This is a genomic window from Brevibacillus fulvus, from assembly GCF_016908525.1.
Taxonomy (GTDB): domain Bacteria; phylum Bacillota; class Bacilli; order Brevibacillales; family Brevibacillaceae; genus Brevibacillus_G; species Brevibacillus_G fulvus.
In genome coordinates, this window is sequence record NZ_JAFBEB010000001.1 from 88,613 (window position 1) to 108,972 (window position 20,360).

The 20,360-nt window shown below is 50.5% G+C and carries 21 protein-coding genes and 2 pseudogenes; 15 read left to right on the plus strand and 8 right to left on the minus strand.

Going from position 1 to position 20,360, the window contains the following annotated elements; genetic code table 11:
- Positions 1-23 precede the first annotated feature (23 nt).
- Both JOD01_RS00460 and JOD01_RS00465 read left to right on the plus strand, forming a co-directional pair.
- The gene (locus JOD01_RS00460) at positions 24-1,628 is read left to right on the plus strand and encodes a peptide chain release factor 3 (protein ID WP_204516255.1); all 1,605 of its coding nucleotides are present in this window, start codon (positions 24-26) and stop codon (positions 1,626-1,628) included.
- 112 nt (positions 1,629-1,740) lie between these two features.
- Positions 1,741-2,907, plus strand: a complete 1,167-nt coding sequence (locus JOD01_RS00465) for an MFS transporter (RefSeq protein ID WP_204516256.1) — start codon at positions 1,741-1,743, stop codon at positions 2,905-2,907.
- Between the two features lie 3 nt (positions 2,908-2,910).
- Here the strand turns inward: JOD01_RS00465 and JOD01_RS00470 are convergent.
- Positions 2,911-3,666, minus strand: a pseudogene (locus tag JOD01_RS00470) (DUF817 domain-containing protein); the annotation flags it as partial.
- Positions 3,667-3,731: 65 nt separating this feature from the next.
- The gene (locus JOD01_RS00475; RefSeq protein ID WP_204516257.1) at positions 3,732-4,565 is read right to left on the minus strand and encodes a sulfurtransferase; all 834 of its coding nucleotides are present in this window, start codon (positions 4,563-4,565) and stop codon (positions 3,732-3,734) included.
- Between the two features lie 97 nt (positions 4,566-4,662).
- On the opposite strand from JOD01_RS00475, the gene JOD01_RS00480 reads away from it, so the two are divergent.
- The gene (locus tag JOD01_RS00480) at positions 4,663-5,205 is read left to right on the plus strand and encodes a DUF502 domain-containing protein (RefSeq protein WP_204516258.1); all 543 of its coding nucleotides are present in this window, start codon (positions 4,663-4,665) and stop codon (positions 5,203-5,205) included.
- Positions 5,206-5,261: 56 nt separating this feature from the next.
- Here JOD01_RS00480 and JOD01_RS00485 read toward each other — a convergent pair whose 3' ends face one another.
- Entirely contained in the window at positions 5,262-5,696 is a 435-nt protein-coding gene (locus JOD01_RS00485) for a DUF2621 domain-containing protein (RefSeq protein ID WP_420829062.1), read from the minus strand.
- 174 nt (positions 5,697-5,870) lie between these two features.
- Here JOD01_RS00485 and JOD01_RS00490 point away from each other — a divergent pair, with 174 nt between their 5' ends.
- The 3 genes from JOD01_RS00490 to JOD01_RS00500 all read left to right on the plus strand — a co-directional run bounded on the left by JOD01_RS00490 (position 5,871) and on the right by JOD01_RS00500 (position 9,161).
- Positions 5,871-6,248 (plus strand): ATPase, encoded by a 378-nt coding sequence (locus JOD01_RS00490; RefSeq protein ID WP_204516259.1) that lies wholly within the window; start codon positions 5,871-5,873, stop codon positions 6,246-6,248.
- A gap of 133 nt (positions 6,249-6,381) precedes the next feature.
- A complete protein-coding gene (locus tag JOD01_RS00495) occupies positions 6,382-7,332 on the plus strand; it encodes a tetratricopeptide repeat protein (protein WP_204516260.1) in 951 nt (316 codons plus the stop codon).
- A gap of 338 nt (positions 7,333-7,670) precedes the next feature.
- Positions 7,671-9,161: a catalase gene (locus tag JOD01_RS00500; RefSeq protein ID WP_204516261.1), complete on the plus strand. Its 1,491-nt coding sequence runs from the start codon at positions 7,671-7,673 to the stop codon at positions 9,159-9,161.
- 164 nt (positions 9,162-9,325) lie between these two features.
- Here the strand turns inward: JOD01_RS00500 and JOD01_RS00505 are convergent, their stop codons facing one another.
- From JOD01_RS00505 to JOD01_RS00515, 3 genes are read right to left on the minus strand one after another with little or no spacing between them, the layout of a single operon-like run.
- Positions 9,326-10,132 (minus strand): ABC transporter permease, encoded by an 807-nt coding sequence (locus JOD01_RS00505; protein WP_204516262.1) that lies wholly within the window; start codon positions 10,130-10,132, stop codon positions 9,326-9,328.
- Complete coding sequence (locus JOD01_RS00510) at positions 10,119-10,916, minus strand: ATP-binding cassette domain-containing protein (RefSeq protein WP_204516263.1); 798 nt, start codon at positions 10,914-10,916, stop codon at positions 10,119-10,121. Before JOD01_RS00510 ends, JOD01_RS00505 begins: the two co-directional genes overlap by 14 nt.
- 5 nt (positions 10,917-10,921) lie before the next feature.
- Positions 10,922-11,914: an ABC transporter substrate-binding protein gene (locus JOD01_RS00515; RefSeq protein ID WP_204516264.1), complete on the minus strand. Its 993-nt coding sequence runs from the start codon at positions 11,912-11,914 to the stop codon at positions 10,922-10,924.
- Between the two features lie 301 nt (positions 11,915-12,215).
- On the opposite strand from JOD01_RS00515, the gene JOD01_RS00520 reads away from it, so the two are divergent.
- From JOD01_RS00520 to JOD01_RS00530, 3 genes and pseudogenes are all read left to right on the plus strand, one after another.
- On the plus strand, positions 12,216-13,382 hold the full coding sequence (locus JOD01_RS00520; RefSeq protein WP_338028498.1) for an alpha-hydroxy-acid oxidizing protein: 1,167 nt from the start codon (positions 12,216-12,218) through the stop codon (positions 13,380-13,382).
- Between the two features lie 27 nt (positions 13,383-13,409).
- A complete protein-coding gene (locus JOD01_RS00525) occupies positions 13,410-13,955 on the plus strand; it encodes a hypothetical protein (RefSeq protein WP_204516265.1) in 546 nt (181 codons plus the stop codon).
- Between the two features lie 357 nt (positions 13,956-14,312).
- Positions 14,313-14,675, plus strand: a pseudogene (locus JOD01_RS00530) (transposase); the annotation flags it as partial.
- Positions 14,676-14,885: 210 nt separating this feature from the next.
- Here JOD01_RS00530 and JOD01_RS00535 read toward each other — a convergent pair.
- On the minus strand, positions 14,886-15,089 hold the full coding sequence (locus JOD01_RS00535) for a hypothetical protein (protein WP_204516267.1): 204 nt from the start codon (positions 15,087-15,089) through the stop codon (positions 14,886-14,888).
- A gap of 170 nt (positions 15,090-15,259) precedes the next feature.
- On the opposite strand from JOD01_RS00535, the gene JOD01_RS00540 reads away from it, so the two are divergent.
- Genes JOD01_RS00540 through JOD01_RS00550 form a run of 3 tightly spaced genes read left to right on the plus strand, consistent with a single transcriptional unit; the run spans position 15,260 to position 17,372 of the window.
- Complete coding sequence (locus JOD01_RS00540; protein ID WP_204516268.1) at positions 15,260-15,598, plus strand: hypothetical protein; 339 nt, start codon at positions 15,260-15,262, stop codon at positions 15,596-15,598.
- Positions 15,599-15,637: 39 nt separating this feature from the next.
- Entirely contained in the window at positions 15,638-15,940 is a 303-nt protein-coding gene (locus JOD01_RS00545) for a hypothetical protein (RefSeq protein ID WP_204516269.1), read from the plus strand.
- The gene (locus tag JOD01_RS00550; RefSeq protein ID WP_204516270.1) at positions 15,924-17,372 is read left to right on the plus strand and encodes a glutamate synthase-related protein; all 1,449 of its coding nucleotides are present in this window, start codon (positions 15,924-15,926) and stop codon (positions 17,370-17,372) included. Before JOD01_RS00545 ends, JOD01_RS00550 begins: the two co-directional genes overlap by 17 nt.
- A 46-nt stretch (positions 17,373-17,418) precedes the next feature.
- Here the strand turns inward: JOD01_RS00550 and JOD01_RS00555 are convergent, their stop codons facing one another.
- On the minus strand, positions 17,419-18,270 hold the full coding sequence (locus JOD01_RS00555) for a manganese catalase (protein ID WP_204516271.1): 852 nt from the start codon (positions 18,268-18,270) through the stop codon (positions 17,419-17,421).
- Positions 18,271-18,482: 212 nt separating this feature from the next.
- On the opposite strand from JOD01_RS00555, the gene rnz reads away from it, so the two are divergent.
- The 3 genes from rnz to JOD01_RS00570 all read left to right on the plus strand — a co-directional run bounded on the left by rnz (position 18,483) and on the right by JOD01_RS00570 (position 20,320).
- Positions 18,483-19,427 carry a ribonuclease Z gene (rnz, locus tag JOD01_RS00560; RefSeq protein WP_204516272.1) on the plus strand — a complete coding sequence of 315 codons (945 nt, stop codon included), beginning with the start codon at positions 18,483-18,485 and terminating at the stop codon, positions 19,425-19,427.
- A 72-nt stretch (positions 19,428-19,499) separates the two neighbouring features.
- A complete protein-coding gene (locus JOD01_RS00565; protein WP_204516273.1) occupies positions 19,500-19,670 on the plus strand; it encodes a hypothetical protein in 171 nt (56 codons plus the stop codon).
- Positions 19,658-20,320: a YczE/YyaS/YitT family protein gene (locus JOD01_RS00570; protein WP_204516274.1), complete on the plus strand. Its 663-nt coding sequence runs from the start codon at positions 19,658-19,660 to the stop codon at positions 20,318-20,320. Before JOD01_RS00565 ends, JOD01_RS00570 begins: the two co-directional genes overlap by 13 nt.
- Positions 20,321-20,360 lie beyond the last annotated feature (40 nt).

Consider the following 20,360-nt stretch of genomic DNA (forward strand, 5'->3'; position numbering starts at 1 on the left):
AGTAACGAGAAGGAGAATGACGAATGACTCAGATCGATCCAAAATGGCAGGAGGAGATTGCCAAAAGACGTACGTTTGCGATCATCTCCCACCCGGACGCAGGGAAAACCACGATGACCGAAAAGCTGTTGTATTACGGCGGAGCCATCCGCGAAGCAGGAATGGTGAAAGGTCGCAAGAATTCAAAACATGCCACCTCCGACTGGATGGAGATTGAGAAAAAACGGGGAATTTCCGTTACCTCCAGTGCGATGGATTTTGTTTACAAAGATCATCATATCAATATATTGGATACGCCTGGCCACCAAGATTTCAGTGAAGATACGTACCGCACCTTGACCGCGGCGGATGCGGCGGTCATGATTATCGACGTTGCCAAAGGTGTGGAAGCGCAAACGATTAAATTGTTCAAGGTTTGCCGGATGCGCGGGATTCCGATTTTCACCTTTATCAACAAACTGGACCGTCACGGGAAAGATCCTTTTGAGCTTTTAGAAGAACTGGAACGCGTGTTGGGCATTCGTTCCTATCCGATGAACTGGCCGATCGGGATGGGCAGCTACTTTAACGGCGTATACGACCGGGTGAAATCGCGGGTCGAGTTATACGAAGAGGGTGGCAACCACGAAGAAATCAAGTTTTTCGAGGTCAACGGCCCTGAAGATCCGTTGATCGGGCAGCGTGTCGGGGAAGATTTGTGGCAACAGCTGCAAGATGAGATTTCGCTTCTGGACGTGGCCGGGGACAGTTTTGACCCGGAATTGATCAGCAAAGGCGAGCTGACTCCCGTGTTTTTCGGCAGCGCGATCAACAATTTTGGGGTGCAAACGTTTTTGGACAACTTCCTGGCGATGGCGCCGGCGCCAAGTCCGAAAAAAAGCAATATCGGGCCGATCGACCCGTATACGCGCCCGTTCTCCGGTTTTGTTTTCAAGATCCAGGCCAATATGAATCCGGCACACCGCGATCGCGTCGCTTTTTTGCGGATTTGCTCGGGTCGTTTTGAACGGGGAATGACGGTGAAGCATGTCCGCCTGAACCGGGAAATCAAGTTGGCGCAGCCTTTGCAGTTTATGGCCCAGGATCGGGAAATCGTCGAAGAATCTTTTGCCGGCGACGTGATCGGCCTGTTCGATCCGGGAATTTTCCAGATTGGTGATACGCTCTGTGTCGGGGAAAGCTTTGAATATGAAGAGATGCCGCATTTCTCACCGGAATTTTTCTCCAAAGTAACCGTAAAAGATGCGATGAAGCATAAACAATTCCAGAAAGGGATTATGCAGCTGACCGAAGAGGGAACGGTGCAATTGTTCCGCACATCGCCGATGGATGAACTGATTCTGGGAGTCGTTGGCGTGCTGCAGTTTGAGGTATTGGAATACCGCCTGAAAGCGGAGTATGGCGTGGATATTTCGCTGCAGCGTTTGCCGTATCAAATTGCCCGCTGGCTGGAAGGGGACAAGGCGACAATCAATACGCTGATGAATCGCAGTCAAACGGTGAAAGACCGTTATGAACGGCCGGTGATGCTGTTTGAAAGCGAGTATCAGCTGCGGATGGCGCAGGAGAAATATCCGTCGATCACCTTCCATGAAAGTTCGCTCGGATTGAAAGCAAATCAAGACTGAATGGATGTATAAAATCAAGAACCGCCAACGGTTTTACCGATTGGCGGTTTTTTTCATGGATCGGGCCAAGCCGTCATATAATGGGACAAAAAGCATCGAGGAGGGAGAAACCATGATAGGCAGCCCTTTATGGCTGTTGCTCGCCATTTTGTTTCTGTGTTCCTTCGACAGTCATGCGCAGCTACCGCTGTTGTCGCCTTATTTGCACCTGCTGGGGGCGTCGACCGCGATGATCGGGATTGTGATGGGGGCATATTCCATCAGCAATTTGACGGGGAATTTGATCGCCGGTCCGCTGCTTGACCGGTTTTCCAAAAAACTGTTTATTACGGTAGGGTTGCTGTTCGCCGGGGCTCTGCTGATGGGGCAAGGGTTTGCGGAAGAACCTGATTATTTTCTTTATCTCCGACTCGCTTTAGGGTTTGTCATGGCATTTGTCTCACCGGCTTGCTATGCCATTTTGGCCCAGCATGGACGCACGCTGCAAGAGCAAGGGGAACTGATGGCGAAGAGCGGGATGGTGATGACCGCAGCCTCGATTGTCTCTCCCAGTATCGGCGCCTACTTGGCTGCTCATTTTGGCTACGCCAATGCCTTTTTGCTGTTTGGGGCGATCATGATGGTGGCCAGCGCGTTGGCTCTGTTTCGCTTGACGCCCAAACAGGCGGTCAGCAAGGAAGGGAAAAAGGAACCGGAAGCGGTGCGGGAGAGAGCGAAAGTCTGGCAATATATCGTTGGCAGTCATTGGTTGTATTTGGTGTTTATCAGCGGCTTTGCGGTCTTGTATGCACAGGGAACACTCGTTTATGAAGTTCCGTTGTTAATTTTGCGTCAGCAGCTGTCGCCTTCCGTCACCGGAGCATTGTTCAGCGTAATGGGGCTTGGCTCGCTGCTCGTCCTGGCGCAAATGTGGCTGAGTCGTACGCAGCCGCAGCTCCGCATCTTTTTCGGCTTGTTGGCGTTAAGCTTGTTGATGTACCTGGTGGCGGTCGGCTTGCCCTTTTCCCTTTATGTGCTGATGTTTCTGGCGGGCGCCTGTTTTGGCCTGCTTTTTCCGGCGATCAAAACATTGCTGGCGCAACAGGCTCCGCCTCATTTGTACGGCAGTCTATTCAGTTTGTTTTCCGCTGTCCTGTCGATTGGCACCAGTTTCAGTCCGCTTGTCTCCGGGTTTATTGACAACTTGCATCACGCTTTTTTTATTGCCTTCTTTGTCCTGATGACTTGCAGTTTGCTCTGTTTGCTGCAGTTCGGCGTGGTCAGCCGGGCGCGAGAGTAGCTCCGATTTAAGCCGTTTCAATTGGGCGACGATGATAAAGCTGACGATCACCAGCAGAAACCATGAACTGATTTTGCTGACATGCACGAGCTGCCAGCCTTGATCCTGGTTGGGATATCGCCACGCTCCCAGCAAGGTGGCGATATTTTCGGCGATCCAAATAAAAAATCCGATCAACAAATAGGAAAGGGCAAGCGGCAAGTGATAGTCGCTGCCCGCAACCCGGAAATGAACTTTGGCGCGCCAAAAAATCAGAAAGATCGCCAGCGTCAACAGCCAGCGGACATCCCAAATATAATGATGGGTGAAAAAATTCAAATAAATGCCGATGGCCAATGGCACCGTCAAACGGTAATCGGGCCACCGTTCCAAAGAGACGTGCAAACGCCGCCAAGCCTGACACAGATAACTGGCGACACTCGCATACATAAATCCGCTGTACAGCGGGACTCCAAACCATTTCGTGTAGGCCGCCTCCGGATAGGACCATGAACCCATATGAACCTTGAACAGTTCCAGCGTTAATCCCAACAGATGGAAGACGGAGATCACCTTCAGTTCGTCCCGTGTTTCCAGACCGCTGCGAACCATTGCATACTGAAACAGCAAACAGAGCAGCAGCAGCAGGTCATAGCGGGGCAGACCAGGGATCGCGACGAGCCGGGAGAGTCCCAAAATGGCAAAAATAAAAACAGCAAACAGGCAAGATAAAGCTTCCTGGTAACCAAAATGAAGCAAAAAGTAAACCCAACGCTTGATCTTGCCCGATAGAAAAGAAAAAATGGAGAAAACCTCCTTTATGTTTCCGCGATTGCCGGAGATGGCTACTCCTCTCCGGTGGCAATCGGATTTTGTTCGTAGCTGATCCAATCGCTCCAACTGCCGGCATACAATCGTGCGTCTGTCCGTCCGATCTGATGCAGCGCCAGAAGATTCACACAAGCCGTGATGCCGGAACCGCAATAAACGATCAATGGGCGATCAGCGAGCGAGGCGAAGCGTTCTTGCAGTTCAGCCAGAGGCCGCATCGTCCCGTTTTCGCGCAAATTGTCTTTATAGAAGTAGTTGACTGCACCGGGAATGTGACCCGCCTTGACATCAAGCGTCTCGACTTCGCCGCGGTAGCGCTCGCCGGCCCGAGAGTCCAGCAGCGCCGTTTCCGGCTGTCTTTCCTGCACATCTTTTACGGTCGCCAGCATCCATGTCTGCGGCTTGGCGGTGAAAACGCGTGGCGCCGGCGTCGTTACTTCCTGCGTAACCGGGCGTCCTTCCCGTTGCCAAGCCGCAAAACCGCCGTCCAGTACGGCTGCTTTGTCATGTCCCATATAGCGAAGCAGCCACCAAAGACGCGCGGCCATCGAAAGGTCCTGACCGTCATAAACGACGACGGTGACCCGCTCGTCGATGCCGGCTTGCGAAAACAGGCGGGTAAGCGCGGCCTGGTCCGGAAGCGGATGGCGTCCGCCATGGGCTGCTTTGGCAGCGGATAAGTCTTGTTCCAGATGAAAATACAGCGCGCCGGGGATATGAGCTTGAACATAGTCGGCAATTCCCTGATCCGGTTTGCCCATTTGAAAACGGCAGTCGATCACAACAAGGTCGGTGTCATGCAAATGCTGTTCGAGCCAGTCGGTGCTGACAAGGTTTTGCTGCTGCATGGAATCCCCTCTTTCCAATCTTTTTTCCTTAAATGATAGCAGATTCACTGACACTGGGATACAATTACCTTAAAAAAGCAGGAAAAGGAGAAACAACATGAAGCGTGTAGCAAGCTATTTCTTGCAGGGATTGCTGTATGTCATCCCGCTGGCCGTGACCGTTTACATTCTGTATAAAATATTTGAGATCGTCGATGGATTTCTCGGCTTGAAAATACCGGGCGTCGGATTCGTCATTACGATTTGCGCGATTACCTTGATCGGGTTTCTTGCTTCCAATGTTTTGACCAGACGATTGATCTCCTGGATTGATCATCTGTTCGAAAAGGTGCCGTTTATCAAGTTGATCTATACTTCCCTGAAAGATTTGATCGGAGCGTTTGTCGGGGAGAAAAAAAGCTTTGACAAGCCGGTGCTGGTCTCGCTCACGCCAAATGGCTCGGCCAAAGCGATCGGATTTATTACCAAAGAAAGCATGGAAAGTTTCGGGTTGATTGGGCATGTCGCCGTCTACTTGCCCCAGTCTTACAATTTCGCCGGCAACCTGCTGATTTTTCCCGAAGAGCAAGTGCAACCACTGGAAATTGACAGTGCGGAGGCGATGGCTTTTCTCGTTTCTGGCGGGGTATCGGGCCGGTAATCGCCGAAAAAAACCAAAAGATCCTGTTGTCACCTTGACAGCGGAGCTTTTTCGTTCTATGCTTTCAAATATTTTTCGTAGGGTGCATAGTTGATCTGTTTGTTGGTTAAATGCTGAATTAACCACTTATGGTCACGCTTCGGGGTCGCCATTATATATCCTTTTATAATCAGCTCGGTAGTAATGGCGTCGGCTTTGCTTTCCAAGGCCAGCTGACCGATTTTGGCGGCGATGCTTCTTTTGGCAACATCGCGAAACAGCTGCGGGACGGGCTCTACCAGTTCATTTAGAAATTCCCGTGTTTCATCGTTCCACAACGAGCGGGTTTGTTCGATATAATAATCTTGCCAGTCCAAATCCGATTTTCCATCCTGCTTCGGCATGGATTTGAGAAATTTCCGGAACATGAAATAGCCGCCGATGGCGAACAATCCGACGAGAACAAACATCCATGCGACGATAAACAGGGATAACGACCATGACATTTGCATCTGACACTTTCCACCTCAATACGAAATCGTTTACTTTGAAGTTTAGCTGATTTTTGCTTTTCCAACAAGCGGCGAGATCGATTGCACTTTCAAAGCGATTTTTTCAGTTTGCCCTTCCCAATCGGGTATGCAATTTAGTATGATAAAAGACAAAGCATAAAGGAGTTGACGGCTATGTTCAAGCTTGGACAACGCGTCATAATCGTTGCTGACTCCTATGAGCAAGGCCTTCCTCTTGGTGAGCATGCATATATTATTGGTCGCGATCGGAATCCGGACAGCGTTTTTCAATGGATCGTTCGTATTCCGAAAATTGATAAGCATTTTCAAATTGTCGAGGCAGATATCGCCTTAGAGGAAACGTTATTAGAGCAAGAAGCCGAACGTGTGCAACGTGAGACTCTGCTTGATTACGCTCTTGCTACACGCAACGAGGCGCTTTTTCGACAAGTGATGGGAATACAATCTGATTCTGCGGAGGAATCAGGTGATTCAATCAAAGAATCTACGGAAGAATTCATTCGTAAAGTAAACATCAAGGCGTGGATTTAAGACGTCACCACTCAGAGCGATTTCCCAAAAGGAGATCGCTTTCTTATGTAACATGATACAATGGAATGGCTTATCAGATGATCATTCGGTTTGCTTTTTGGCAGAAAACGAAGAAAGAGGGATGACGGAACGGATGTCTGAAGAATATATCACGTTTACCAATGAACACGGGCATGCTGTACAGATGCCGCGTGCCGATTATGAAGAGAAGATCATTCCGTACAATCTGGAACGGTTTTGGGATGACCGGGAGTCATTGCGCCAATTTGCCGTGGACCTCGTTCGGGACAAGTTTACCGCCCATGCAGCGACGGCTGCGGACCGATTGCTGGAATTATATGGCCCGATTGAATCCGCTCTGATCTTCCGCGCAGTCGTGTATATGCAAGCGGGCAAATGGGACAAGGCCAAGAAAAAAATCCGGGAAGCGATCGAACGTTATCCCGACTCGGACACCGGTTATCTGAATCTGGCAAGAATTTTCGCTTATGAGGGCGACCATTTGCGAGCTTTGGAAACATTGGAACAAGTATTGTCCAAAGATCCCAACCATGAAACCGGGCTCAAATTATATGTAGAGAACTGCCTTAAGCTGGAGAAAAACGAGGAACTGTTGGACAAATTGCAGCAATGGGGAGAAAAAGAATCCGCTTGGCGGCCCCAGTTAACGATTGGACGGCTTGCGATGCAAGAGGGAAACTTGCTGCAAGCGATGCAATTTTTTTCGCAAGCATTGGAACGAACCGTCGAAAGAGAAGCAGCATTGCTGGCGGTTACCGGTGAACTCGGGCAGGCGGGCTATGTTTATCAGCTGATCCAAATGTGTGAAAAGTACTGGCTGCCGACTTTTGCCCAGCCGTACATTGCCTTCAACTATGCCAATGCCTTGCTGGTTACCGACCAAAAAGCGAAGGCTCTCGCGATTTTGCGAGAATGTCAGCAGCATCTTCCGGAAGAAAAGAAAGAGATGGTTGATCAATTTATCGAACGCATCCCCGGCGCCAACGAGCAGCCGGTTATGACGGAACAACCGGCGGCAGCAGACGGGGAAGCAAAAAAAGCATGGTGGAAAATCTGGAAATAAAACAAAAACCCGAGATGTTTCTCGGGTTTTTTTGCTTGGAGATAACGGCAAGCAACGTGGGCCTGAAGATGCTTTGCAAAACATCTTGGGAACGGTCCGCCCCGCGAGCATATCGTCTTGTCTCTTGTCATACGTTACTGATGTAAGGCCGCACGCCTCGAAATGCATGACTATTCCCGCACTGTTGAGAGAAGAAAAGTGTGAGCAGATCATTTAAAGCACTGCTGCATGGACGTTCACAAAAATGCCACTTGTTTTATAATTAGTATTAAATTATATTTAAATCAAATATTAAGTTATAATTATTACAATTTATGAATTGCGGAGGGGAATATCGCATGAGTGAAAAAGAAAATCCGAAAAAAATGACGACCGCATTTGGGGCACCGGTAGCAAACGACGACAATTCGAAAACGGCTGGCGCCAGAGGTCCGCTGTTAATGGAAGATGTCTGGTTTTTGGAAAAAATGGCGCATTTTGATCGAGAAGTGATTCCGGAACGCCGGATGCACGCCAAAGGATCCGGCGCATACGGGACGTTTACCGTAACCCATGACATTACGAAATATACAAAAGCGAAGCTGTTTTCCGAAGTTGGCAAACAAACCGATATGTTTATCCGCTTCTCCACAGTAGCCGGCGAGCGCGGAGCAGCGGATGCCGAGCGCGATATTCGCGGAACTGCGATGAAATTTTACACCGAAGAAGGAAACTGGGATCTGGTCGGGAACAATACGCCGGTCTTCTTTTTGCGAGATCCAAAAAGATTTCCGGATTTGAACCATGTAGTGAAACGCGATCCCAAAACGAATATGCATAATGCCCAGTCCAACTGGGATTTCTGGACTTCGCTGCCCGAGGCGCTGCATCAAGTGACCATCACCATGAGCGACCGCGGTATTCCGGCAAGCTATCGCAATATGCATATGTTCGGAAGCCATACTTACAGCCTGTTTAATGCGAACAATGAGCGTGTGTGGGTAAAATTCCACTTCCTGACACAACAAGGAATCAAAAACCTGACCGATCAGGAGGCGCAAGAATTAATCGGAAAAGACCGTGACAGCCATCAACGAGATTTGTACGAAGCTATCGAACGCGGCGATTATCCAAAATGGACGATGTACATTCAAGTGATGACGGAAGAACAAGCGAGAAATCTCCCTTACAACCCGTTCGATTTGACCAAAGTTTGGTATAAGAAAGATTTCCCGCTCATTGAAGTAGGGGTTGTCGAATTAAATCGCAATCCGCAAAACTACTTCGCCGAAGTCGAGCAGGCCGCATTCGCGCCGACAAACATCGTACCGGGGATTGGTTTCTCGCCAGACAAAATGCTGCAAGGCCGCCTGTTCTCTTACGGCGATGCGCAACGTTACCGATTGGGCGTAAATCATTGGCAAATTCCGGTCAACTATCCGAAAAATACGGAAAACTTCCATCCATATCACAGAGACGGCGCGATGAGAATTTTCAATCCTGCTGAAGGAGGATCGGTATCGTACAGCCCGAACAGCTACGGCGAATGGCAAGACAGCAAGGAACATCAAGAACCGGCATTGGATTTGTTCGGCAATGCCGATTATCATGATTTCCGCCAAGATGACGATAACTATTATGAACAACCAGGCAAACTGTTCAATTTGATGCGCCCAGAAGAGCAGCAAAGATTGTTTGAAAACACTGCGCGCGCGATGCAAGGAACTACCAAAGAAATTCAAGTGAGACATATTGTCAATTGCTATAAAGCTGATCCGGCATACGGTGAAGGTGTCGCGAACGCGTTGGGCATTGCGATGAGCGAGATCGAAGCGGCGCTCGCGAAATAAAGTTTGACGTTATAAGCTGATCAATACAAGAACAGTCGCTTTCCCGGCTCCGCACAGGCGAGCAGCGGGTAAAGCGACTGTTTTCTTTCACGCAGAAAGTACCTTTGTGAGCCATTGCTTTCAATTACATAAACAGGCGCGCTGCAGAATGAAATGACCGGCGTTTATTTGAACTGTTTCGTCAAGCGTTTCTCCAGATAGGCGACAGCCTGATACATCAATGTGGCGACGATCGCGATCACGGCAAGGGCGACCATCACCAGCGTGAAATTGAATACTTGAAAACCGTAAATGATCAAATAGCCGAGACCGATTTTTGATACGAGAAATTCGCCGACAATTACCCCGATCCAGGACAAACCGACATTTACCTTTAGGGTGGACACAATGGTCGGTATGCTCGACGGCAGGATGACCAACCGGAAGATTTGCTGCTTGTTGGCACCAAACGTGCGCACCACTTTGATATAATTTTCGTTGACTTCCTTAAAGCTTGTATAGATCACCAAAGTGGTGACAATCACGGAAACCGTGCAAGCCATCGCGACAATCGAAACGAGTCCTGTGCCCATGCCCACAATAAACAGTGGTCCCAGCGCTACCTTGGGCATACTGTTGGCGATAACGAGATAAGGTTCGAGCACGCGGGAGAGAAAAGGGGACCACCAGATAATGATCGCGATGATCGTTCCCAGCAACGTACCCAACAAAAAACCGACGACGGTTTCAAACACCGTCATACCCACGTGGGGCAGCAGCGTGCCATCCCATAACTTTTCCCAAAACAACGCCCAAATTTTGCTGGGATAGCTGAAAATCAATACGTTGATCAAATTGAGCCGGGCCAGCCATTCCCACACGCCGAAAAAAAGCACCAATAGCAGAAGTTGCGAAAGATATACGAAGGTGCGTGTTTTGGCTTCATGCCGCAAATACGCCCGGTGAATCTCATTGATTTCATTTTGTTCCATCAATCGCCGCCTCCATTTCCTTCCAAACCTTGTGAAAAAGTTCAGAAAAGCTTTCATGATTCCTGGCTTGAAATGGCAGCAAAGCGGAAATGGTTTTCGGTACTTCGAGTTCGCTGCTGATGCGTCCCGGATTACGGCTAAGGATATATACTTTATCGCCCATCGCAATCGCTTCGGACAAATCGTGGGTGACCAAAACGGCTGTTTTTTTGTGACGCCGCAAGGTCAGAATAATCAAGTCTTCGAGTTTTAATTTGGTCTGATGGTCCAAAGCGGAGAACGGTTCATCGAGCAGCAGAATTTCCGGCTGGCAGGCGAGCGTACGAACCAATGCCACCCGTTGTCTCATCCCGCCGGACAATTGAGAGGGATAAGCATGGCGAAACTGGCTCAACTCCATTTCATTCAATAAATGCAGGGCGTACTCTTCCGTTTCCCGGTTCCGAATCCCTTGAATGTCCAAACCAAGGAAAATGTTTTCCTCAATCGTTCGCCAATTAAATAAATAATCTTGCTGGAGCATGTAGCCGACCTTGCGGGAAGCGCCGCGTACTTCTTCGCCATCGATCAGAACTTTGCCGGCGGTTGGTTGTTCCAGTCCAGAAATCAAGGAGAGCAAGGTTGTTTTTCCGCAGCCACTCGGTCCGACCAGACAGACAAATTCCCCTTCCTCTACGCGCAAGTCGATTCCTTGGACGGCCATAAACGCGTTTGTGGATGAAACATACAAATGAGTCACGTGATGCAATTGGATCTTTGCTGGTGAAGAAGGAACTTGGCTCACGATGATTACCTCCCTTCCATTGCGGTTTTGGCGAAGGTGGTGTTGACCAGTTTGTTGTAATCGGCCCGTTGCTTCAGTTCGCCGGCTTCATCCATAATATCCTGCAGTCGGTTCCATTCTTCTTCCTCCAAAATCGGATCAGAGGCGTAGGACCCTTGTTCAAGGTAACGTTTGATCGAACTTTCCAAAATGTCCATTTTGATTTCTTTGAAATAAGGAGCGATCACCTTGGCTGTTTCCGCCGGTGAATGGCTGGTTACCCATTGTTGCGCTTGATAAATCGCGTTGGTAAACTTTTGGATCGTTTCTTGATTTTTCTCGATATAGCTTTGTTTGGCCATAAACACGGTATAGGGGACTTTGCCGCTTTCGGTGCCAAACGAGGCAACGACCTTGCCGAGGCCCTCCTGTTCAAACTGGGACGCTTGCGGCTCAAACAATTGAACAAATTCGCCCGTACCCGATGCGAATGCAGGAGCCACATTGGCAAAATCAATGTTTTGCAACAGTTGCAAATCTTGGTGCGGATCAATCTGGTGCTGCTTCAGCACATATTCGCCGACCATTTGCGGCATTCCGCCTTTGCGCTGTCCAAGGAAAACCGTCCCTTTCAGTTGATCCCATGAAAAGTCGCCCTGCGTGCTGCGCGCAAACAGAAACGTTCCGTCGGTTTGCGTCAATTGGGCAAAATTGATTACGGTATCCGTTCCGCCTTCCTGGTCGACATAAATGCTTGTTTCCGAACCGACGAGAGCGACGTCAATCCCATCGGACAGCAAGGCCGTCATCGTCTTGTCTCCGCCCCACGTTGTCGTCAGCTCCACGTCGAGACCCTGTTCTTTGAAAAAACCTTGTTCAATGGCTACATATTCCGGTGCATAAAAGAGCGAGCGGGTGACCTCTCCGATTCGCACTTTTTCCGAACCGCCGGAACAGCCAGCAAGCAATGTCGTAAATCCGAGACCGACTGCCAGGCCCAGTGACAGTAATGGTTTCATGGCAATTCCTCCTAGGCATTTGTCTATACAGACTATGCAGGTTCCGAAATAGGGGTGAATGTCACAGGGGGCAGACAACAAATCAGCGCGAACGCCGAGCTGTCGTATACGATATGCATATTCAGCTGGCGAACGGGCGGAACAGGGGCAAACGAGGATAAGGCCGCAGCACGGGATAACGGCAAGCAGATTGGTTACATTATTAAATGGCTTGCGTGATGTAGGCAGCAAAGCCCCAACGGGCCAGCCACATTCACAACAAAAAGAAGCTGGTATAGAAAGGAAAAGGGAGGAACTACGTGTGACGGTCAGTTGTGAACAGATCCAGATGGAGATGTATGAACGGGGTCTGGATCACTCCAGAAGACTTCCCGTCTCATTTGAAGATTGGGAAGAGGAAGCGCGGAAAATTCTCGCTCGAGGTCCCTTTGATTATGTGTTCGGGGCAGCGGGTGCCGGCGATACGTTAAAAGCCAATCTGGCAGCGTTTCAAAAAGTGCAGATTCGCCCTCGCGTCTGTATGGACATTTCCAAACGAGACACGTCCATCTCTTTATTTGGACAGACGTTTCCTTATCCTTTCTTGCTGGCTCCGATTGGCGTCAATTCCATCGTGCACCGGGATGCCGAGTTGGCTGCTGCTCGGGCGGCGGCCAAAACAGGGGTCCCCTATATTCTCAGCAACGTGTCCACCACGCCGATGGAACAGGTAGCGGAAGCGATGGGTGAGGCTGTCCGCTGGTTTCAGCTTTACCCGCCCAAGGATGAACAGCTGGCCAAAAGTTTTCTGGAACGGGCGGAGGCAGCCGGTTACTCCGCGATTGTCGTGACCATCGATTCGACTTTGCTCGGCTGGTGCGAGAAAGATTTGGCCAATGGGTATCTGCCTTTCCTCCATGGGGAGGGATTGGGCAATTACTTTTCCGATCCTGTTTTTCGCAAAAAGCTGAAGCAACCGCTCGAAGAAAACAAGCTGGCTGCTTGCAAACTGGCTCTGTCGGAGGGAAACAACACCTGTTTTACCTGGCGCGAATTGGACAAACTGAGAAAAATGACAAACCTGCCGCTCTTGATCAAAGGGATTACCCATCCGGATGACGCGTTGATCGCGATCGAGCACGGGGTGGACGGAATTGTCGTTTCCAACCACGGCGGACGCCAACTGGATGGAGCGGTCGCTACGCTGGATATGCTTCCGGCGATTGCTGCAGCGGTAAACAAACGTGTGCCGCTTTTGCTTGACAGCGGTATCCGACGCGGAGCAGACATCATCAAAGCGCTTTGTTTAGGCGCAACGGCGGTCTTGATCGGCAGACCGTACATCTATGGATTGGCCGTGGCCGGTCAAGCCGGTGTCGAGGAAGTGTTACGTCATTTTGTCGCGCAGACAGAATTGCAGCTGGCGATTTCCGGCAAAGCGAAAGTAACGGAATTGGATGAAAGTGTTCTGGCCCGAAGCCGGAATTGAACCTTTTGTGAAGGAGGAGGCAAGATCATGGCGAACCAAGAGATCACCCAGATGATCAATCAAATGGATTCAACATTGGCTGCGGTCAACCAAATGTCCATGACCAAAGGCGCCCTGTTTGCCTCAGAGCTGAATAAAATCAGCAAAGATATCCAGGCGGTCACCGATAGACTAAACAGCCCTCGTTTCAGCGGCAATAAACAGACGGTCGAAAGCACGCGGAAGCAATTGGTGGCCATCCGCATCGAGCTGGATGACCTGCGCAACAAAATTGGTCAATCGCAAAGCACTTTGGCCAATGTCTACCGAAATGCAATCGGAGAAGAAAAAGAACAGTTTGAACAGGCGACGGCAACAGAACAACAAATGAACAACCCGCTGGCCTACCAGTCGTTGCAAGCCTATCGCGACGAAAATGAACTGACCGATATGTTGGATCGATTGAATACCCAGTTGCTCGATTTGGACCATGCGCTGGCCAAAACTACCTATTCTTCTGTCGTTCCCGCACCAACCACAGGGAAAGCCCCCAATTTTGACAACGATCCACCGCCGCCAACCGTATCGCCATAAAAAAATCCTCGCCTTTGGGGGAGCCCTGCAAAAGTCCACCTAATATCTGTAAACCGTAACCCTAGTGCCCTTAGGTACTGGGGTTTCAATTATCGAGAATGTAGCTGTAATGGGGAGAAGCATGTTTCCGATCTGCGCTCCGGTCTACGTCCTGCAAGGATGTGAAACTGTCCGCTCCACAGCGATCCCGGGGGAAGCGCAAAACGGCGCGCAGCTCCGAAGGTTACTCATGGATTGCGCTTCTGTCTCCCCGGGCTTCGCTGTTCCGCTCGGCTGGACTCCGCTAGTCGCTCGGCCTGGAAACAAAGTCTGCATCAGTTATCTTTACCCGAATATGCGGTGTCAGCAATCACTTCTTGTCCGGCAGGACAACATAGTATCCGAAAGGCTGTCCAAGGAAGCAAGCAGAGTGGCAAAAGTCGTTCTCTCGTTTTTTACTTCGATACGGAGAAATGTAAGACATGCCCACTTAGGGAAGGCTGTTTCAAACCAGGAGCGAAGAGCAAGACCTACTCCATCCGGATCGTGACGGAACCCTACAAGGCGCAAATCGAGTTTGAAAACAGCGATACGTTCAAAGAACGTATTCGTCGCAGACCGATTATTGAGCACAAAAATGCTGTATTAAAAAGGTATCATGGGATGACCAAGGCCAAGTACCGTGGTCTCTTTCGTATGCGAATACAGGCAATACTTACGACTTTCGTCGTAAATGTATAACGGATGATAAAATTGGCAGAAAAAATGCAGCCCGTCTCTTAAAGGAGAATGGACTGCATTTTTCGTTAAAGTCCTTTTTTGTAAAAAAATAGTGTGGGTTACCCGATCCGCAAACCTCAACAGAGGTATTTTGCAGGACTCTCCTTTGGGGACAAAACCGCCTGGCAGACAGCAAATCCGCCAGGCGCATTTTTTACGATCATAAGTAACTCAACTGTTTGCCGGATAAGTTCGGGCATTGGCACCGGCGCTATCGGTTTGTTTCGCCAAGGACAGCAAACTGTTGAGGTTTGCTTGAATTTTTTGCACTTCCGATTGAAGCTCGTCGGGAGCGTTTACATACTCTTGCAGTCGTTTGCCCGACTCCTCAATATCTTTTCCAACCCGCTGAATCAATGAAACGTCAAATTGCATCGGCTTTCCCCTTTTCGCTAGGTGAATGTTCACCGATTAGTTTGCTTGAATGCGGCTGCTTTCATACCGTTACGCCTGTCACTCGTTCGGCAAGAGCTTACGCATAATCCTGGACAAACAGGAAAGCCTTTAAATAACCAATAACCAACCTTTGTCGGGGAGGGGAACAAATGAGCAAAAAACAGTATTTGCTAAGCGCTTTGCAGTTGTTTGCCCAACATGCCGACCAAATGCCGCCAGCGGTTGAACGAAAGTTGCAGCATGCCATGCAGGTCATTGAAGCGCAAACGGAGGCGAGTTTTGCCGATCAGTACAACATGGTCGTAACGCAAACGGCTGACCGGCAACCACTGCAGGAAGACCATCCTTTGTACTTGCTGCAGGACCTGTACTCCGAGTTGGAAGAAGTCGCAAAAAGCCATCCGGATACCAAACGGCAAAATGAACTGCTCAGTGCAGTCAACCGTCTGCGGGGGTTTCTGGAAATACCTGATCGGTATTACCCTTAAAAATCTGTCAAAATCAAAAGGTCACGAGGTGAAGCCAGCATGGAAAATACGCAAGACATACGAGACTTGAAAAATACGCTCAGCTATCTGCATTCCGAACTGAACCGATTGGAAACGATGGCGGGCACTTTGTCGACAGTCGAAAGGCAGCATTATTACAAACTGACCAATTTTGACCAGCGTGATTTGATGGACATCGCGGTTGAGGAGCAGAACGCTGCCCGTCAACTCGGTACGATGAAAACGATGTGCCTGGCGATGGCCGAAAAAATCGAAGCGATGAAAAACGCTCTGGATGGCGGAAACATGCAGGAGAGTGCGCCACGTGCTGAAACTCATTGAAAATTTTGTCCGCTCGATCGTGAATGAAACGGTTGACAAAGCGGTCAGCCGAATGGTCAAAGATCAGTACATCGAAAACATCTTTGAGATGATACCGGTTGCCAACAAGGTCGGCGTGACCAACCTGATGGAGCTGGCCATGCGCGCAAATATGGGGATGCCGGTGCCGCGGCCGCTGGGCAGCCCGCTGCATTTTTCGCCATGGCAGCAGATTCTGTTCAATCCGGTTCATCTGTTTCGCTTTCCGACACCGGAAAATGTCGCGATTCAAACAGCGGTGACGATCGGTCCCAACGCGCGAAAACCGCTGACGATCTCTATCCCGATTATGATCGCGGGCATGTCTTTCGGCGGGGCTTTAAGCAAAAACAGCAAGTTGGCTTTGGCGAAAGCGGCAACGGCCGTCGGCACGGCGACCAATTCCGGGGAAGCGGGATTGATGGAAGAAGAGCGGGAAGAAGCGCAGCTGTTTATCGGCCAATACAATCGCGGCGGCTGGATGAATACACCGGACAAGTACAAACGGCTGGATGCGATCGAAATTCAGTTGGGGCAAGGCGCCCAAGGTTCCGCTCCACAGCGGACGACAAGCAAAAATATCGGGGAAGATTACCGAGAAGTGTACGGCTTGCAGGAAGGGGAAGACGCCATGATCCATTCCCGTCTGTCCGGCGTCAACCGCAAAGAGGAATTTATTCAGTTGGTTCGCAAGCTGAAAGACGAAACCGGTGTGCCTGTCGGCTTGAAAATCGCCGCAACTCATCATCTGGAGCAAGAATTGCAAATAGCCATCGAAGCGGAAGTGGACTTTGTCACGCTCGATGGAGCGGAAGGCGGCACACATGGAGGCGCGCCGACCTTGCAGGACGATGTCGGTTTGCCGACAATGTTTGCGATTACGCGAGCAACGGAATTTTTCACCAGAAAGCGGGTCATTCGGGAAATCAGCCTGATCGCCACCGGTGGCTTGGTGACGCCCGGGCAAATGCTGAAAGCGATCGCGCTCGGCGCGGATGCGGTATATATCGGCACCGCCGCCGTCATGGCATTGGCCAGTGAACAGATGGTCAAAACATTGCCGTTTGAAGCGCCGACCAGTTTGCTCGTTTATACGGGAAAGGCGACCGATCAACTGAATGTTGAGGAGGCCGCCAAAAATCTCGTTCGTTATTTAAACGCCTGTGTGCGGGAAATGGAACTGGTGGCGATCACGTTGGGAAAAACAGCGTTAAGCGACGTATCCAAATCGGATTTGTGCACGCTTGATCCTTTCCTGGCCAAGGCGACCGGAATCGAGTTGGGCTATGTCGCGTCCGATCGTCAGGAACGTTTCTTTGCGGATACGGAGGCGTTGTTCCCCCGTACTGTTGAACCGAAACAACTCCGGTATGTGCCGGAGCAACCTGAATCTGCTCAGCCGCAAGTCCATTGAAAACCGGCGTAACCGAGGCTGTCGTCTAAAGGCGACAGCTTTTTCGTTACAAGCAGGGATCAATCCGTTGTCCTTTCATGACGGCCGGCAACGTGTCGTGAATATACGGCGGAGCGGGGATGATATAGGGCCGTTCGCCAAATGGTTGAGGTTGCGCCACATAAGTAAATTCACCGCAGCCGTCCATGCTGGGGCCGCTTGCCCAACGGCCGGTGCTGCTTTTTTCGCCGCGAGAGAAATTGAAGAACGTATAGGAGACTTCCTGTTTTTCCAGTTTCCGCGGGAACGTGCTGGGCACAACCAATCCTTCGCGCTGTTCAAGTTCATAGATCGCGGCGGCCCACTGATTTTGATGCATCGTGTCACGGGCGATCAAAAAGGAGAGCATATCTTTGACGCCGCGATCGTCCGTCATTTCATACAGACGAACGGCTTGTAAACGACCTTGCGATTCTTTGTTCAGATTCGAGCGGAAATCGGCGAGCAGGTTGCCGCTTGCGTCCACGTAACGTCCGTTCCAGGGATAGCCGACGGCATCTGCCGGTTGGGCTCCCAAACCTGAAACGATCGCATGCTGCGGATTCATGCCTCCCAACACAGCGGCGATTAATGGATCTTGCGCTGCTTTTTCCTGTTCGTCAACCGGAGCATTGTCGAGCAGACGGGCAATCATGGTGACCAACATCTCCACATGCGCCAGCTCTTCCGTACCGGTATCAAGCAGCAGATCGCGATATTTGCCGTCGCCTCGCGTATTCCAGCCTTGAAACAGGTATTGCATCGCCACAGTCATTTCCCCGTGGGCGCCGCCTAATATTTCCTGCAGTTTTTTGGCGTAAACCGGATCGGGCCGTTCGGGACGGGCGTAATATTGGGTTTCCTTAATATGAAAAAACATGTCGTCCACCTCTTCAGTTTGATTGGTTTTTCCTCCTACACACATATGCGAGTGCCTACTATTTGGTGAAGCAAATGCTCAGTTCCTGCTGTCGAGCAATTCGGCAGCTTTTCTGCTGTCAAAAGGATTGATTTGCCTATTTGCCGGAAGTTGTGGCAAAATGAACGCATTCAGCAAATTGCAGTGCGAAGCAGAAATTGGAGGTAAACAGCTTGATTATTACCTTTTTGGGAACAAGTTCGGGAGCGCCGACAACAAAGCGCAATGTGAGTGCTATTGCCCTGCAGTTCATCCAAACCGGGAAATGGTGGCTGTTCGATTGCGGAGAAGCGACCCAGCATCAAATCATGCGCTCGCCGCTCAAGGTCAGTCATTTGGAAAAAATATTCATCACCCATCTGCACGGGGACCACTTGTACGGATTGCTGGGACTTTTGGCCAGCCGCTCGCTGCGGGGCGGAGCGCCCGATCCCGTCACCTTGTACGGTCCGCCGGGAATTGAGCGATATGTCGAAGCGGTCATGTCGGTAAGTCCGGTGCACTTGCAGTATCCTTTTTCGATTCGCGTGATTGAAGCAGGCGAAATTTTCGCAGATGACGAGGTCACCGTTATCTGTTCCCCCATGAAACACCGGGTTCCGTCTTTTGCATACGCGGTAGTAGAGAAAGAACGACCAGGATCATTTCGCGCCGATTTGGCCAAACAGGCTGGCATTCCGCCAGGTCCGTTGTACGGCGCCCTGAAGAGGGGAGAGACGGTACAACTGACTGATGGAACAGTTATCGATGGCAAACAGCTGGTTGGCCCGCCACAGCCTGGACGGAAATTTGTTTACAGCGGAGATACAGTACCGTGCCAGGCAATGGTGAAACTGGCGGAAGGGGCCGATTTGCTGATTCACGAGGCGACATACGCCGATAGTGACAAATGGTTGGCAGAGCGCAGCGGACATTCCACCGCCAGACAGGCGGCGCTGATCGCCAGGGAAGCCGGCGTAAAACAGTTGATTTTGACGCATTTCAGTCCGCGCTATGATCGCGAAGAAGAGCATTTGCTCGATGAACTGTTGGCAGAGGCGCAACGGGAATTTCCGCAGACGCTGCTGGCCGCAGACTTCTTTCGCTATGAACTGAAACGGTCGCGGGAAAAAGGATGACAGCGAAGGAACCCTGCTCTATAATGGATACACGCGTTAAAGAACAGCGATGGAATAGACGAGGTGGATGTGGTGAACCGGGAGGCGAGCGCCTCAGCAGCGGAGCTGAGCAAGTATGAGCATGTTGAACGGAGAGTGGATGTAAAGAGACACCGCGAAGTGGACAGAGGAACCCCTGAAGTGGCGGCGGGCAGCCGGCAACTTAGGGAATCCGATGAGGGTAAGGCCAAATGGGTAAAATAAATCGACCGCTTTGCGTGCGCTTTTTGATGTTTACCTTGGGGATCGCGATTATGGCACTGGGCAGTGTGATGACCGTTCGGGCCAATTTGGGCGTTGCTCCCTGGGATACTTTAAATATCGGGTTGTATCGGACTTTCGGCTTAACCATCGGGGTCTGGTCGCAAGTCGTCGGCTTATTTGTGATCGTGACCTCTTATGCAGTCGCCCGGCTGAAACCGGGGATTGGGACATGGCTCAACATGCTGTTGTTTGGGCTGTTTTTCGATTTCTTTACCTATCTTGACCTGATCCCCGAATATCAGGCGATGTGGCAAAGGATGATCTTGCTGTTGGCCGGATTGCTGGTCATCAGCATCGGGATCGGCATGTATATTTCCCCGCGCGTGGGTGCCGGTCCTCGTGACAGTTTTATGCTGGCTTTGCATGAAAAGACGGGGTGGAGTATTCAGAAGGTTCGATTGATGATCGAGGTGCTGGTGTTGGCAGTGGGCTGGCTTATGGGCGGTCCTGTCTCGATCGGCACGCTGATCATCGCCGGTTTGACCGGACCGCTCATCCAGCGGACGATCCCTTTTTGGGAAAAGCTGATGAAACGGCAGTACCAGCCGCAGCAACAGAAACACTCGATACCGGCACAGATCAGCCACTGAATAGGAAACAAAAAAGAGCGGGCGACAGGTTGTCCCGCTC